Below are 13,744 nucleotides of genomic sequence, written 5' to 3'. Positions count from 1 at the left end.
ATGGCGGAAATTAAGGTACCTGAATTAGCAGAATCAATCTCAGAAGGAACGATAGCCCAATGGTTAAAGCAGCCCGGTGATTATGTAGAACAGGGTGAGTACTTGCTTGAACTGGAGACGGACAAAGTAAATGTTGAATTGACAGCAGAAGAATCGGGTGTTCTAAAAGAGGTATTGAAAGATTCGGGTGATACCGTCCAAGTAGGAGAAATTATCGGTACCATTACAGAAGGCGCTGGCGAAAGTTCTGCACCCGCCCCTTCAGAAAGTGCTCCAGCCAATGAACAAACGAAAGAGGAAGCAAAAGCTGAACCTGCTGCACAAGAAGTCAGCCAGGAAGCACAATCAGAAGCGAAATCCAGAACGGTAGCGTCTCCGGCTGCACGCAAGCTGGCAAGGGAAAAAGGAATTGATCTATCACAAATTCCGACGGGAGACCCGCTCGGCCGCGTGCGCAAACAAGATGTGGAAGCTTATGAAAAACCGGCTTCAAAACCTGCGGCACAGCCGAAACAGCAGGCTCAAAAAACACAGCAAAGCTTTGACAAACCTGTCGAAGTGCAAAAAATGTCCCGCCGCAGACAGACGATCGCGAAACGATTGGTTGAAGTGCAGCAGACTTCTGCGATGCTGACTACATTTAACGAAGTTGACATGACGGCCGTTATGAATCTAAGAAAACGCCGCAAAGACCAATTCCTTGAGCAAAACGATGTAAAACTCGGTTTCATGTCGTTCTTTACAAAAGCCGTCGTGGCAGCATTGAAAAAATTCCCGCTCCTTAACGCTGAAATTCAAGGCGATGAGCTGATCGTGAAAAAATTCTATGACATCGGTATCGCTGTCGCGGCTGAAGAAGGGCTTGTCGTCCCAGTCGTGCGTGACGCTGACCGCCTGACGTTTGCCGGCATTGAAAGAGAGATCGGCGAACTTGCGAAAAAAGCGCGAAACAATAAATTAACATTAGGTGAGCTGCAAGGAGGCTCCTTCACGATCACAAACGGAGGTACATTCGGATCGCTTATGTCAACACCGATCCTAAACAGCCCTCAGGTTGGGATCTTAGGTATGCACAAAATTCAGCTGCGCCCAGTAGCGATTGATGCGGAGCGCTCTGAAAACCGTCCGATGATGTACATCGCTTTATCATACGATCACAGAATCGTAGATGGTAAAGAAGCGGTCGGATTCCTTGTCACCATTAAAAACCTGCTTGAAGATCCGGAACAGCTGTTGCTGGAAGGATAATTTGAGACAGACAAAAAGTACACTGCCCTTACAAGCAGTGTACTTTTTTTATTGAGAGAAGGGGAGAATGTATATGAAAAGCTGTTATCCGCTTGAGATCGAATTTGAATATAATGAAGAATTGCATTCTATCACTCCGGTTCTTCTGCAAGACGAACATGACACGATATTAATAGACTGCGGATATCCCGGTTTTACAAACCATCTTCAACACGCTGCTGCCCGGCATGGTATGTCGCTTCATTCATTGACAAAAATCATTGTAACGCATCACGACATAGACCATATCGGCTCACTCGCTGCATTACACCGTTTGCATCCGGATATCAGCGTGACAGTACATGAGCGTGAAGCGCCGTATATTGACGGCTCTAAAAAATCTTTACGGCTTGAGCAGGCTGAATCAACGTTTTGTTCATTGTCAGAGGATGCAAAGCCTTATGCAAAACAGTTCATCCGCTCGCTTCAATCAGTCGAATCGGCTCCAGTTCACCGGACAGTTACTGACGGCGAGCTGCTGCCTTGGTGCGGAGGCATTCGCGTTGTAGCCACGCCGGGTCATACACCCGGCCATATCAGTCTTTATCTGCCTGCCGAAAAAACTATGGTCACAGGTGATGCGGTCGTCATTGAAGACGGAAAGCTGAACCTTGCTAATCCTAGCTATACGTTACATATGGATGATGCGGTCCGTTCTGTGCGGCGGCTGCTCGATTACGATATCCGCCAATTGATTTGTTATCATGGAGGTCTATTTCAGGGGGATGTGAAAAAAGCGCTTTTGCGTCTGTTTCGTGATCTGCAGAATAAAAAAGGATAGGAGCGGCCAGCCTATCCTATCCTTGTTCAGTTATGAAAACGGAATCTTTGCCGTTTCTTCTTCTTCGGTGCTGTTTTTCTCTTTTTTCTTAGACCAGTAGGTGGCAAGAACAGACCCCGACAGATTGTGCCATATGCTGAAAATTGCGCTCGGCACGGCTGACAAAGGGGAGAAATGCGCTGTCGCAAGCGCTGCACCCAGTCCGGAGTTTTGCATTCCGACTTCGATCGCAATCGCTTTTTGTGAAGCATAATCCATTTTGAACAGCTTTGCAGTCAGGAATCCTAACAAATATCCGATTCCGTTATGTAAGATGACGACAGACACAATCAGCAGTCCTGATTGAAGCAAATGCTCACGATTTACGCTGACGACAGAGGATACAATCGCTACGATGCCGATTACCGACACGAGAGGAAGCGCGTGCACGGCTTGTCCGACCTGTTTTTTGAAGAACAGCTTCACAATCACCCCGAGAACGATCGGCAAAAGTACGGCTTGCATAACGGAAACAAACAGTGAACCGAAAGAAACGGGGAGCCACTCTTTCGCAAACAGCATAATAAGTGCCGGCGTTACAATAGGAGCAAGCAATGTTGAGATCGTGGTGACCGCAACAGAAAGCGCCGTATTGCCTTTCGCCAAAAACGTCATGACGTTTGATGCCGTACCGCCCGGACAGCATCCGACCAGAATGACGCCCGCGGCGATTTCTGCGGGGAGGCGGAGCCCGATTGATAAACAGAAAGCCGTAAGCGGCATAATCGTAAACTGGCAAGCGACTCCGATCACCACATGCCAAGGCTTTCTGATTAATTCTTTAAAATCGTCTGCTTGAAGAGTAAGCCCCATCCCAAACATAATAATACCAAGGAAAATCGTCATATAAGAACTGATCCAAGAAAACAAATCAGGGCAGGCGAATCCTAAACCGGCAAAGACGATAACCCACAAGCCAAAGGTTTGGCCTGCAAACCCGCTTATTTTTTTCAGCCATTCCATAAACACAGCTCCTTTTACATTCAATCAATCAGTCAGAAAATATGACTGACTTTTCTGTATTCCATTATAAATAATTTTCTGAATAATTCAATATTAAATATAAGTTTTCAATAAAATTATTATGTAAACTAACATCTTCTTGACTATTCAGACATATATTCTTACAATTGATTTTTATACTGAAATGAATTGGGAGTGCTGAAGTGAAAGAAGCTAATCAATGGTCATCTAAGCTGGGATTTATTTTAGCTACGGCCGGCTCTGCAATCGGGCTCGGCGCAATATGGAAGTTCCCTTACGTAGCGGGAACCAGCGGAGGCGGCGCTTTTCTGCTTGTTTTTATTTTATTTACTGTTTTAATCGGACTGCCGCTTTTGCTTGCTGAATTTATTATCGGCAGAAAAACACAAAAAAACGCCGTTGAATCCTATAAGGCGCTCGCGCCGGGGAAAAAGTGGCACTGGATCGGATATCTCGGAATCATTACGTGTTTTATTCTATTATCCTTCTACAGCGTAGTGGGGGGATGGATATTAATCTACATTATAAAAGGCTTTACAGGCGGCTTATCGCTTTCTTCGGGATTTGATACGTTATTTATCGACACCATTTCAAATCCTTATGCAGCCGTTTTCGGCCAGCTGCTGTTTATCGTGCTGACGATTTTAGTTGTGGCAAAAGGGGTGAGCAGCGGAATCGAAAAGGTAAGCCAGGTGCTGATGCCGGCTCTGTTTATTCTGTTTATTCTTTTAATGATCCGCTCCGTTACGCTGCATGATGCAGCGAAGGGATTAAAATTCTTCTTCATGCCTGATTTTGGCGCGATGGATGCTAATACCATTTTATATGCGATGGGACAATCATTTTTCTCGTTAAGCGTCGGAGTGTCCGTAATGGTTACATACAGCGCATATTTAGAAAAAGAAGAAAATATTCTTCAATCCGCCGTGTCGGTGACGGTATTAAATGTCCTTGTTGCCGTGATGGCGGGAGTGGCGATTTTTCCGGCGGTGTTTGCATTCGGCCTCAAGCCGGATCAAGGCCCGCAGCTTTTATTTAACGTGCTGCCGACCGTCTTTAACCAAATGCCGTTGGGCATCGTGTTTTTACTCGCCTTTTTGCTGCTGTTTTTATTTGCGACGCTGACATCGGCTTTTTCAATGCTTGAAATTTTAGTTGCTGTTTTGTCAAAAGGCGATTCGGCAAAACGGAAGCGGTATGCATGGATCGGGGGACTTGCTATATTTATTGTCGGGGTCCCTTCGGCGCTGTCGTACGGAATTTTGAGTGATATTTCTATTTTTCACCGCAGTATTTTTGACGCTGCGGATTTTCTGGTCAGCAATGTCTTAATGCCGCTGGGCGCGCTTTTAATTGCCGTTTTCGTACCGCTGAAAATTCCGAAACAGATGCTGTTTGACGAACTGAAAAGCGGTTCCGGTATAAAACGAAAATGGTTTGCAGTCTGGCTCCTATTAATCCGTTATGTGGCTCCTGTAGCCATTATTATCGTTTTTCTGCACGTGCTTGGTATTTTTTAAGCCAAAAGAAGCAGGCCCCCGTTCAAGACGGGGGCTTTTTTAATAAAGCGGCCATATCACGCGGTGCGCTTGTTCGAACCGTTTCTCCGCCTCCCGCCAATCAACGACATTCCACCATTGATCCACGTAAGCCGCGCGGTCGTTTTTATATTGTAAATAATAAGCGTGTTCCCACACATCCAGCGGAAGCAAAGGAATGACGTCCCACTGGCTGTAGAGCTGATGCTTCTCAGCGGCCAAAATCTCCAGCCGTCCGGCGCGCGGCGCCCAGACTAGGATAGCCCAGCCGACTCCTTCGACTTTTTTCGCCGCTTGAGAAAATTGCTCTTTAAAAGCGGAATAGCTTCCGAATGACACATCAATCATTTGAAAGAGCGCACCCGTCGGCCGTCTTTTTCCGTTTGGATTCATCGAAAACCAGAAAATACTGTGCAAATAATGGCCCGCGCCGTGAAACGCCAATTGCCGCTCCCAATGCGCCACTAAGTCGTACTGTTTCGTCTGTCTCGCTTTTTTGAGCTCCAGTTCTGCTTTATTCAGACCGTCAACATAGCTCTGATGGTGTTTGGTATGGTGGAGTTTCATAATCTCTCTTGAAATATACGGTTCCAGTGCGGAATAACTGTAAGGCAGTTTAGGGAGGACATGCTTGCCGATCGGCACATAAGCTCTGCGCTCATCCGGCTCTTCGGGTTCAGTAATGTCCCGGTAAAGTGCCGATGCCTGTTCGTACCATTCCGCCTCCGTTAATCCATCATCCTGAAGGGTGTGAAAAATCCGGTCGATTTGTGCCGCGAAGCGATCGAACCGGCCTTGCTGAATGACTTGTTCCTTCAAGGTTTCACACCAATTCAGCATCTCGGTTTGATAAGCGTGCCGTTTCATTTTTCTTCCTCCTTTTCACTCACTTTCATAAAAGTGCTGAGCGCAAGCAAAGAAAACACATACGGGTAGCTGTGATACCTGATGTAAAACTGCTTCGGCAGGCCGATTCCGGTCGGATAGCTGAAAGCGGCGCCTTCGTAATGCCGGTTTTCAATAAGAAAAGATATGCCTTTTGTGACGGCTTGATGATGAGTTTTTTCGTATTGCAGCAAAGCTTCGACCGCCCAAGCCGTCTGTACAAGCGTCCCGTAAGAAAGCGGAACATAGGTTTTCTCTTCTGCGCTTTTACAGGATTCTCCCCAGCTTCCGTCCTCGTTTTGAATGGATTTCAGCCAGCGGATCGCTTTTTTCACGGCCGGGTGGTTTTGGCTCACGCCGCAAGCCTTCATCCCTGTCAGCGCCGCCCATGTGCCGTAAATATAGCAGACACCCCATCTGCCGTACCACGATCCGTCCTCTTCTTGATGGCGGATCAGCCATTGGACGGCTTTTTCAATCTGAGGGTGATCAGAAGAAAGCCCCGCTTCTCCTAAACAGTGCAGCACCCGTCCGGTTAAGTCGCTTGTTGAAGGATCGATGGCAGCTTCCTCAGCCGATTCCAGCGGCAGCAGGCGGACCAGCGGATGATTGACATTTTTCTCAAAAGCAGAGAAGCCGCCGTCACTGTTTTGCATGGACAAAAGCCAGCTCAGTCCGCGTTCCCATGAGGCGGGATAAAGTTTTCGCGGAATGGCTTTGAGCACTGCGGCTGTGTCATCACAATCAGGATTATTTGTATTAATGTTTGAAAAACCCCATCCTCCCGGTTCAGCATGCGGGTTGTGAACGGCCCAATCAGCGACTTTCGTCTGCTGCCGTTCACGCAGAAACCGGGCGGCGCTGGTTATCATCTGATCGTTATCTGAGATGCCGCTTTTCATAAGCGCATAGTTGAGAAGCGCCGTATCCCAAACGGTCGACGTTGAATTTCCCAGGTACGGTATATCGCCGCAAGACGTGAGCAAAGCTTTCGTGCCGGCAAGTGCTTTTCTGATAACGGGGGAGTGGCGCGATACACCGAGAGCGAGCAGGCCGTACACCATAAAAATAGTGGCGCTCGCATAGCTGTATAATGTGCCGTCTTCCTCAATCCGGTCAAGCATATACGTTTTGGCCGTACGCAGACCGAGCTGGTGAAAAGCGGCAGGAATCTGCAAAAGCCGCTTCCAGTGCGCGAAAAGAGAAGAGAGGTCTCTGTTCTCATCCTGATCGGAACGAAGCCATGTCAACGGATTTTTAGTCATATGCCGATCTAAATGCGCGAGAGACGGAACATTGGGATTTTTCAGCGAAAATCTTTTGTTAAGCGTCACGGCCATCGGTACAAAATGAATACGGGCGTATGTACTGAACTGGTAAAAATGCAGCGGGAAGGATGGGGGAATGACTAAGAAAGATAATGGCAGATGCAGCGCGGGCCATGGATAAAGGCCGTTTGCCGCAAGCATCCACTTTGTCATAAAGTGTACGTTGCGCAAGCCGCCATTTGAGATGATAAAGCGTTCGGCCTGAATCATATGCGCCTCAGAACGGCTATATAAACCGGAAGCCAGCAAGCCGGCATAGCCCTGTACAGTGGCGGTCACATTTCCTTTCCGGTCATCAGGATAGTTGGCAAAAGTTCCGTCCGGACGCTGTTTAGCGCGAATGCCTTCTGCAAGCTCAGCGATCAGTTCTTTATCATTGTCTCCAAGAGAAGTGAGGAGGAGAATCAGAAAGGCGTTTGTCAAAATCGGTCCTTCAAAACAAAATGACCATGAGCCGTCCGCATTTTGCGTTTCTCTTAATAGGGAGATGGTTTTCTTTTGGCGGCTTCTGACGTTTTCATGAATTGTGCTCACACTCGCTCAACTCCTTCAGAAGCATATATATTCATATGTAAAAGGCGGCATGACAAAAGAAAGAAACTGCTGACAGGCAGCAGTTTCTTGTTTGATTTAATCTTCCAGATTGATCCAGACGCTTTTCACTTCTGTATAATTATTCAGCGCGTAAGAGCCCATTTCCCGCCCGAGGCCGGATTGCTTATAGCCGCCGAAAGGAGATGCAGCATCGAAAACATTGTAGCAGTTGACCCAAACGGTGCCGGCTTGGAGACGGTCAGCAATGTAATGGGCGTTTTTCACATTCTCAGTCCAAAGACCGGCTGCAAGTCCGTATTCCGAGCGGTTCGCCCGCTCAATGACTTCATCTACCGTATCATACGGAATGGCGGCTAAAACAGGGCCGAAAATTTCTTCTTTTGCGATGGTCATGCTGTCATCCACATCCGCAAATACAGTCGGGGAGACAAAATACCCTTCTTCAAACGGGCAGCTGCCGCCCGCGACAGCTTTGGCTCCTTCCGCTTTTCCTTTTTCAATATATGAAAGCACGCGCTCATGCTGTTCCTGACTGACGAGCGGGCCGATTTGTGTATCTTGGTGAAGGCCGGCGCCTTGCTGAAGCGATTTCGCATATGAAACCATTTCGCTGACGACCTCATCATATTTGTCTTTGTGAATGAAGACACGGGAGCCTGCGCAGCATACCTGCCCCTGATTAAACATGACCCCGTTTAAAGCGCCGGGAATGGCTTTCTTTAAATTGGCGTCAGGCAAAATGATATTAGGTGACTTTCCGCCAAGCTCCAGTGTCACGCGTTTAATTTTTTTTGCGGCTTTTTCCATGATTTTTTTGCCGATTTCTGTAGAACCGGTAAAAGCGAGTTTATCGACATCGTCATGGTTGGTCAGCGCTTCCCCGGCCGTCTCGCCGAACCCTGGGACAATATTGATGACGCCGTCAGGGAAGCCCGCCTGATCTATTAATTCCGCTAAATAGAGGGCGGTCAGCGGTGTCTGTTCCGCCGGTTTCAAAACGATTGTGCAGCCTGTGGCAAGGGCGGCGCCCATTTTCCACATCGCCATAAGGAGCGGGAAGTTCCAAGGGATGATCTGTCCCACGACGCCGACAGGCTCATGGCGGGTGTAATTAAAATATGAGCCGGCGACCGGAATTGTTTGTCCGGTTATCTTTGTAGACCACCCGGCATAATAACGCATATGCTCAATTGCGAGCGGGATATCCCCATTTGTTGTTTCATTAATCGGTTTTCCGTTATCAAGTGTTTCAAGCTGCGCGAGTTCCGTTTTGTGCTCTTCCATTAAATCGGCAAGCTTATACATCAGCCTGCTTCTGGAAGCGGCCGGCATAGTGCGCCATTCGCCGTGATCAAAGGCTTTGCGTGCCGCTTTCACTGCACTGTCAATGTCTTCTGACTGTGCCTCGTAAAGCGTCATCAGCGTTTCTCCGGTTGCCGGATTCGGTGTGACAAATGTTGATCCTGAAGCGCTCGGAACAAATTTTCCGTCAATATAAAGTTTCTTCGTACCCTGTAAAAATGTTTCCAGCCTTTTTGTGATCTGCATCGTTAAAGAACTCATTCGTAACAAACCTCCCGAAATTTTTTTATGGTCTGTTTTGAGCATCTTGATGTCCGCGCGAAGTAAGCGCATACAGTCATTTTATAATAACACCTCCGGTAAAATCAATCGATAACCGTTATTGCAATTCACAAGAAAAAACGGCTACAATAAGCTTATCGATTAAGAAAAGGAGTTTTATAAATGATTCATAATAATTGGCAGACAAAAGAAAGCGTCAAAAAGGTCAAATGCGTACATACAGATGCGAAAAAATACATTGTCAAAAATGTGCTGACGCCGGGTAAAGAGTATGAAGTCAAAAATGAAACAGAAGAATTCATTTTTGTTGTAGACAATACAAACAAAGTCGGAGGCTTCTACAAAGAGTATTTTGAAGAAGTTTAAAGCTGAATGAATTTACTTTGCCTGAGCCATACTAAAAAAGACTACATATAAAGGGTGGCTGCAAAATGAAAAAAACAGAGCAAGACAAACAAAATAAAACATCAGATCAGCTTCAGCAAGTGCAACCTGAAGAAGGCACCGACACGACGATGGAACAAATTTCAGATACCTATAAAGAAGGAACAATTGAAGATACGGATCGTTGATGTTTTGTTAAACCGCGGCATTGAAGAAGCCGCGGTTTTTTATGGCGGAAATAAAAAACTGACTTTTCGAAAAAAATACCGTTTTCTTGAAACCTTTTCTTTCGCTGAACCGTACTACTTCATAACAGCGGCACCTTTCGCGAAGGGCTTTTTTGATGAACGTTCTAAAAATGTAATCTGTTCGTAATGGTTTAAATGCCGTCTATGTCGTATTCTTATATAGGGATAAAGAACTTATTTTTTTATGATTGTAATAAAACAATAGTATAGAAGCAGAAAGTGGGGTTCTTCATTGGGAATTTTTTCTGTCAGCAGATCAACCGACACAAAAAAGCTGGAGGCTTTGCTCGTTGAGGGAGAACGGATCGAAACGATTTATAAACTGCGGGTTGACCAAATATGCTTTACGAATAAACGAGTGATTTTCTTTGATAATAAAATGTTCTCCAAAAAGAAAGTGCGCGTATTTCTTCCATATAAAACAATTGAAAGCTTCGCCATTCAAGAAGCGGGGATGTTTGATCCCGATACCGGGCTTGTATTAATGACAAGGGGAAAAACTTTCGAATTGGAATTTGCAAAAGAAACGGACTTGACTGAGGTTCAAGCCATCTTAACAAAATACTTATGCAGTTAAATATCACATAAAAGCCATCCGAATGCATGCGGATGGCCTTTTTATTATATAATGCTCGTTTTTCCGGAGTTCGAATCAATGAGATCCGGATCAGCAATAGAACTGATGGGGATATAAATCGGCGCCAAATCACCATTTTCTTCACCGAATCCGTAGTTGATCTTATTGGATAAAAAATAATCGATTTGCTGATACGGGCCGATCGTAATCGAAGAACCGCGGTCGACTGCATTTACTTTAAAGCCTCCTACATTTACCAAAACCGGCGAAAACATCATAATGGGCCTCCTTTTCCGGCAGGGATTTTATCGCATGCAGACTCAAAGGTAGATGGAGAATCAATTTGATCCCGGTCATCCACTTTGCCGTTCGTGCCGATGAAGCCGCTTGCATCTCCGAAGTTCTGTCCGTATCCCTGATTCTTTTTATCAGAATTCTGCCATTCCGCCAGTAAATTTTGTCCGACATTCACCGCTGAAGCATTTTCAAAGGAATTAATTTTCAACATGAAAATATTAATATTGATATATGGAGTTGGTTGAACCACAGGCAAACCTCCTTTAATACAGGTGTATGCCGGCTGTTATGACCGTATGCTTAGACAGGGGGCGATAAAAATGGATTTCGATAAGATGAAGCAGTGGATGGAAATGGCGCAAAACATGTCCGGCGGCGACTTTTGGAAAAACGTTTTTGATGATGAACAACTGAAATCATTTCAAAACGGCCATTCTCATTTTCCCTTTCAACAGGGAGATGGGCAAATGAGAAGAAATGAGGATGCTTTTCCTCTTATAGATATTGTGGAAACCCATGATGAGCTCCAATTTTTACTGTATCTGCCCGGCTACCGGAAACAAGATGTTCAGCTGCTGTCCTACGGAGAATATATCGTCGTAAAAGGCACGAGAAAATCCTTTTTTAATGAACAGGATTTTAAACAGAAGACCGGAAAATACGGCGATTTTGAAAAAAAACTCGACCTTCCGCATTCCGCTCAGGGAACGAAGGGAATGCAGGCGGTATTCAAAGACGGGATTTTATATATATCGATTGCTAAACATCTGGGGGATGCAAGCCAGATCATTATCGAAGGCTGATCTTGTTCGCTGTGCCATCTATCAGATCTGAATCATCGATACTCATGATAGGGATGACGACAACGGTGCAATCACCGTTTTGTTCACCGTACCCTTCATTTCTTTTATTGGCTGCTGTGTTTCTCACCATAACGGAAGAGCCGGTGTTAAAAGCTGCTCCGCCGCTGATTCCGTTCATTTTTATATACTCAAAGTTGATAACGGATGGAAAAAACATCATGATTCGCCTCCTTTTTGTATATCATGTTTATATATTCGCAATGCGGGACGCATAGAACTTTCCAAGAGTGACGGGGAAAGAAGTGATTTTCTTTGAAAAAAATAATGAAAGAGATTTTCAAAAAAGTGTGTGAAGAAGAATTAGACCGGCTTAAGAAAGTGGAACAACAGCTTGATGAGCTTCAGGATAAGTGTCATTTCGAGCCGCAAACGGTTGAAGGGGAAAAAACATATGTCCATATTGAGCATGTCAAAGTGGACAAGGTTGAATACAATATTGATTTTGAAAAGCTAAGTATAGAAGAGCTGAGCGGTATGCTGAATATCGGCGCCACTTACCATACACCGGAGCATAGGCTTAAACAAGCCTGCGCTGAAGAATTTGGGGACAACCGGCAAAATGACGCTGCGAAAGAAAAAAGACAGACAAAGCAGCAGACACCCAATGTCACCATCAGGGGGAGAAAGCATTGACCTCAATTGTTTCATCCTCCTTTTTCGAGGGTATGTATTAACAGATGCAGCGAAGAATACAGACGAAAAAGGAGATGATGAATATGTCATTATCAAAAGAACAGCAGGACAGCCTTTATCATAAATTAATCGATTTAAAGGAAAGTCTTCAGGGAGAATCAAAAGAAAATCATTCAATGAGCGAAGACACAGGAGAACTGTCGAACGGAGTAGATAATCACTTAGCTGATCACGGAAGCATTTATTTGGACAGGGTCACGAATCAGACGCTGGACGGTGTCGATCAGAATCTTTTAGATGAGGTGAATGCCGCGCTTGAACGAATGGAAAAAGGAACATACGGGATTTGCGAGAAAACGGGAAAAGAAATTCCTTATGAAAGACTTGAAGCCGTGCCGTACGCCAGAATGACCGTCGAAGCGCAGCGAGAAACAGAAGGGGATGTGAAAACAGACGCTCCGTCATATGAAAGGGAATTTCATGAGCAGGTGAAAGACCTCTCAAATAAAGAAACCGTTGATCAAAAAAGCTCACAAACTTACGAAATCCTGGATCGCGAGCAGGATTCACAATAATAGCAGCAGGTACATTCATATGTACCTGTTTTTTTATTCCATAAAAAATCTCAAAATCGAAATAAAATCGTTGACTTTATATAAAAAAGAAAGTAACATACTATTTGTAAGTAAATATTAAAAGATTACCGGGAGGAATTTAGAATGTCTCAAGTATTATTTGTAAAATCAAGTGATCGTACGGCTGAAGAAGGCGTATCCGTAAAATTATACGAAGCGTTTCTGGCTGCTTATAAAGAAAACAATCCGAATGATGAAGTGATCGAACTTGATCTTCATAAAGAAAACCTTCCTTACCTCGGAAGAGATATGATTAACGGAACATTCAAAGCTTCAAAAGGAATTGAAATGACAGACGAAGAGAAAAAACAAGCATCAACTGCTGACATTTACTTAAATCAATTTGTCAAAGCTGACAAAGTCGTGTTTGCATTCCCGCTTTGGAACTTCACAGTGCCTGCTGTGCTTCATACTTATGTTGATTACCTGTCTCGCGCAGGAGTTACTTTCACATACACGCCTGAAGGCCCTAAAGGTCTGATGGGAGATAAAAAAGTAGCGCTCTTAAACGCACGCGGCGGCGTATATTCTGAAGGACCGATGGCATCTCTTGAAATGTCATTAAACTTCATGAAAACCGTTCTCGGTTTCTGGGGTGTCCAAGATCTTCACACTGTTGTCGTTGAAGGCCATAATGCTGCACCGGATAACGCTCAAGCGATCATTGAAAAAGGACTGCAAGAAGCGAAAGATCTGGCTGCAAAATTCTAATTTCCATTAACTCTTGCGCCCATACAGGGTGTGAGAGTTTTTTCTATTATAGAAGAAACTGGCGGCAGCTTTCGATCTGATCTTATATTGATATATTGATATTGTGTCGAAAAAACAATTTTCATGTAGAATAAAGCATTTTTCACAAAGAAAAAAGGTTTTCTGTAAAAGAATTAACCCTCTTGCCAAAATACGACTGATGGTGTAGGATATAAGAGAAGCTACATTGTTCGTATTGTTAATTAAGTTTTAACCTTTAAGCTGTAATAGGGAGTTTTATATCGAAGCCGGAATGTCATGCCTCCATTGCAGAGGACGACAGGAACGCTTCTGCAAACACCCACTTTGAGGAGTGGTGGTTTAAAACTTTCTTACTTGCGTACGGCATACGTAGCGAAAGCCATTTCCCTTGCGG

At 44.9% G+C, this 13,744-nt stretch carries 17 protein-coding genes and 1 other RNA gene; 11 read left to right on the top strand and 7 right to left on the bottom strand.

Annotation, left to right across the window (positions count from 1 at the left end; all coding sequences use genetic code 11):
• Positions 1 to 1,248 carry a 2-oxoglutarate dehydrogenase complex dihydrolipoyllysine-residue succinyltransferase gene (gene odhB, locus OTK50_RS05360; protein ID WP_003153764.1) on the top strand — a complete coding sequence of 416 codons (1,248 nt, stop codon included), beginning with the start codon at positions 1 to 3 and terminating at the stop codon, positions 1,246 to 1,248.
• 73 nt (positions 1,249 to 1,321) lie between these two features.
• Complete coding sequence (locus tag OTK50_RS05355; protein WP_130570898.1) at positions 1,322 to 2,068, top strand: MBL fold metallo-hydrolase; 747 nt, start codon at positions 1,322 to 1,324, stop codon at positions 2,066 to 2,068.
• A gap of 30 nt (positions 2,069 to 2,098) precedes the next feature.
• Here the strand turns inward: OTK50_RS05355 and OTK50_RS05350 are convergent, their stop codons facing one another.
• Positions 2,099 to 3,070 (bottom strand): bile acid:sodium symporter family transporter, encoded by a 972-nt coding sequence (locus tag OTK50_RS05350; RefSeq protein WP_130570899.1) that lies wholly within the window; start codon positions 3,068 to 3,070, stop codon positions 2,099 to 2,101.
• A gap of 203 nt (positions 3,071 to 3,273) precedes the next feature.
• Between OTK50_RS05350 and OTK50_RS05345 the strand changes: the two genes are divergently transcribed.
• Entirely contained in the window at positions 3,274 to 4,611 is a 1,338-nt protein-coding gene (locus OTK50_RS05345) for a sodium-dependent transporter (RefSeq protein WP_224223586.1), read from the top strand.
• A gap of 39 nt (positions 4,612 to 4,650) precedes the next feature.
• Here the strand turns inward: OTK50_RS05345 and OTK50_RS05340 are convergent, their stop codons facing one another.
• From OTK50_RS05340 to OTK50_RS05330, 3 genes are all read right to left on the bottom strand, one after another.
• Positions 4,651 to 5,496, bottom strand: coding sequence for a superoxide dismutase (locus OTK50_RS05340; RefSeq protein ID WP_007611962.1), 846 nt, complete (start codon positions 5,494 to 5,496; stop codon positions 4,651 to 4,653).
• Positions 5,493 to 7,376, bottom strand: coding sequence for a prenyltransferase/squalene oxidase repeat-containing protein (locus OTK50_RS05335; RefSeq protein ID WP_224223585.1), 1,884 nt, complete (start codon positions 7,374 to 7,376; stop codon positions 5,493 to 5,495). Before OTK50_RS05335 ends, OTK50_RS05340 begins: the two co-directional genes overlap by 4 nt.
• Positions 7,377 to 7,472: 96 nt before the next feature.
• Complete coding sequence (locus OTK50_RS05330) at positions 7,473 to 8,960, bottom strand: aldehyde dehydrogenase family protein (RefSeq protein WP_024085472.1); 1,488 nt, start codon at positions 8,958 to 8,960, stop codon at positions 7,473 to 7,475.
• A 183-nt stretch (positions 8,961 to 9,143) separates the two neighbouring features.
• Between OTK50_RS05330 and OTK50_RS05325 the strand changes: the two genes are divergently transcribed.
• The 3 genes from OTK50_RS05325 (at position 9,144) to OTK50_RS05315 (ending at position 10,190) form a co-directional block, all read left to right on the top strand.
• Positions 9,144 to 9,347 (top strand): DUF6501 family protein, encoded by a 204-nt coding sequence (locus OTK50_RS05325; RefSeq protein WP_007407979.1) that lies wholly within the window; start codon positions 9,144 to 9,146, stop codon positions 9,345 to 9,347.
• Between the two features lie 65 nt (positions 9,348 to 9,412).
• Positions 9,413 to 9,553, top strand: a complete 141-nt coding sequence (locus OTK50_RS05320) for a DUF4025 domain-containing protein (protein ID WP_003153781.1) — start codon at positions 9,413 to 9,415, stop codon at positions 9,551 to 9,553.
• Positions 9,554 to 9,845: 292 nt separating this feature from the next.
• Positions 9,846 to 10,190 (top strand): PH domain-containing protein, encoded by a 345-nt coding sequence (locus tag OTK50_RS05315; protein WP_003153783.1) that lies wholly within the window; start codon positions 9,846 to 9,848, stop codon positions 10,188 to 10,190.
• A gap of 44 nt (positions 10,191 to 10,234) precedes the next feature.
• On the opposite strand, the gene OTK50_RS05310 is transcribed toward OTK50_RS05315, so the two are convergent.
• Together OTK50_RS05310 and OTK50_RS05305 are read right to left on the bottom strand one after the other, a co-directional pair.
• Positions 10,235 to 10,468, bottom strand: coding sequence for a hypothetical protein (locus OTK50_RS05310; RefSeq protein WP_003153785.1), 234 nt, complete (start codon positions 10,466 to 10,468; stop codon positions 10,235 to 10,237).
• On the bottom strand, positions 10,465 to 10,737 hold the full coding sequence (locus OTK50_RS05305; RefSeq protein WP_003153786.1) for a hypothetical protein: 273 nt from the start codon (positions 10,735 to 10,737) through the stop codon (positions 10,465 to 10,467). Before OTK50_RS05305 ends, OTK50_RS05310 begins: the two co-directional genes overlap by 4 nt.
• 70 nt (positions 10,738 to 10,807) lie before the next feature.
• On the opposite strand from OTK50_RS05305, the gene OTK50_RS05300 reads away from it, so the two are divergent.
• Complete coding sequence (locus tag OTK50_RS05300; protein WP_003153787.1) at positions 10,808 to 11,290, top strand: Hsp20/alpha crystallin family protein; 483 nt, start codon at positions 10,808 to 10,810, stop codon at positions 11,288 to 11,290.
• Here the strand turns inward: OTK50_RS05300 and OTK50_RS05295 are convergent.
• The gene (locus OTK50_RS05295) at positions 11,277 to 11,510 is read right to left on the bottom strand and encodes a hypothetical protein (protein ID WP_014418113.1); all 234 of its coding nucleotides are present in this window, start codon (positions 11,508 to 11,510) and stop codon (positions 11,277 to 11,279) included. The two genes, OTK50_RS05300 and OTK50_RS05295, sit on opposite strands and share 14 nt — an antisense overlap.
• Before the next feature lie 92 nt (positions 11,511 to 11,602).
• Between OTK50_RS05295 and gerPC the strand changes: the two genes are divergently transcribed.
• The 4 genes from gerPC to ssrS all read left to right on the top strand — a co-directional run bounded on the left by gerPC (position 11,603) and on the right by ssrS (position 13,730).
• Entirely contained in the window at positions 11,603 to 11,983 is a 381-nt protein-coding gene (gerPC, locus tag OTK50_RS05290) for a spore germination protein GerPC (RefSeq protein ID WP_044802225.1), read from the top strand.
• An 83-nt stretch (positions 11,984 to 12,066) separates the two neighbouring features.
• A complete protein-coding gene (locus tag OTK50_RS05285) occupies positions 12,067 to 12,558 on the top strand; it encodes a TraR/DksA family transcriptional regulator (protein WP_015417624.1) in 492 nt (163 codons plus the stop codon).
• Between the two features lie 144 nt (positions 12,559 to 12,702).
• Positions 12,703 to 13,329 carry an FMN-dependent NADH-azoreductase gene (locus tag OTK50_RS05280; RefSeq protein WP_003153791.1) on the top strand — a complete coding sequence of 209 codons (627 nt, stop codon included), beginning with the start codon at positions 12,703 to 12,705 and terminating at the stop codon, positions 13,327 to 13,329.
• A gap of 215 nt (positions 13,330 to 13,544) precedes the next feature.
• Positions 13,545 to 13,730: non-coding RNA, 6S RNA (ssrS, locus tag OTK50_RS05275), on the top strand.
• Positions 13,731 to 13,744: the final 14 nt, after the last annotated feature.

This window comes from Bacillus sp. NEAU-CP5 (assembly GCF_026420705.1).
Taxonomy (GTDB): domain Bacteria; phylum Bacillota; class Bacilli; order Bacillales; family Bacillaceae; genus Bacillus; species Bacillus velezensis.
The sequence above is the reverse complement of the archived record's forward strand: the minus strand, read 5'-3'. Positions and strand labels throughout refer to the sequence as shown.

Excerpts from the sequence above, each read along its gene's own strand:
- OTK50_RS05340 (WP_007611962.1), bottom strand. The coding sequence starts at position 5,496 with ATGAAACGGCACGCTTATCAAACCGAGATGCTGAATTGGTGTGAAACC.
- OTK50_RS05330 (WP_024085472.1), bottom strand. The coding sequence starts at position 8,960 with ATGAGTTCTTTAACGATGCAGATCACAAAAAGGCTGGAAACATTTTTA.
- OTK50_RS05295 (WP_014418113.1), bottom strand. The coding sequence starts at position 11,510 with ATGATGTTTTTTCCATCCGTTATCAACTTTGAGTATATAAAAATGAAC.
- OTK50_RS05285 (WP_015417624.1), top strand. The coding sequence starts at position 12,067 with ATGTCATTATCAAAAGAACAGCAGGACAGCCTTTATCATAAATTAATC.
- OTK50_RS05350 (WP_130570899.1), bottom strand. The coding sequence starts at position 3,070 with ATGGAATGGCTGAAAAAAATAAGCGGGTTTGCAGGCCAAACCTTTGGC.
- OTK50_RS05280 (WP_003153791.1), top strand. The coding sequence starts at position 12,703 with ATGTCTCAAGTATTATTTGTAAAATCAAGTGATCGTACGGCTGAAGAA.
- OTK50_RS05300 (WP_003153787.1), top strand. The coding sequence starts at position 10,808 with ATGGATTTCGATAAGATGAAGCAGTGGATGGAAATGGCGCAAAACATG.
- OTK50_RS05320 (WP_003153781.1), top strand. The coding sequence starts at position 9,413 with ATGAAAAAAACAGAGCAAGACAAACAAAATAAAACATCAGATCAGCTT.
- odhB (WP_003153764.1), top strand. The coding sequence starts at position 1 with ATGGCGGAAATTAAGGTACCTGAATTAGCAGAATCAATCTCAGAAGGA.
- OTK50_RS05310 (WP_003153785.1), bottom strand. The coding sequence starts at position 10,468 with ATGATGTTTTCGCCGGTTTTGGTAAATGTAGGAGGCTTTAAAGTAAAT.
- OTK50_RS05355 (WP_130570898.1), top strand. The coding sequence starts at position 1,322 with ATGAAAAGCTGTTATCCGCTTGAGATCGAATTTGAATATAATGAAGAA.
- OTK50_RS05325 (WP_007407979.1), top strand. The coding sequence starts at position 9,144 with ATGATTCATAATAATTGGCAGACAAAAGAAAGCGTCAAAAAGGTCAAA.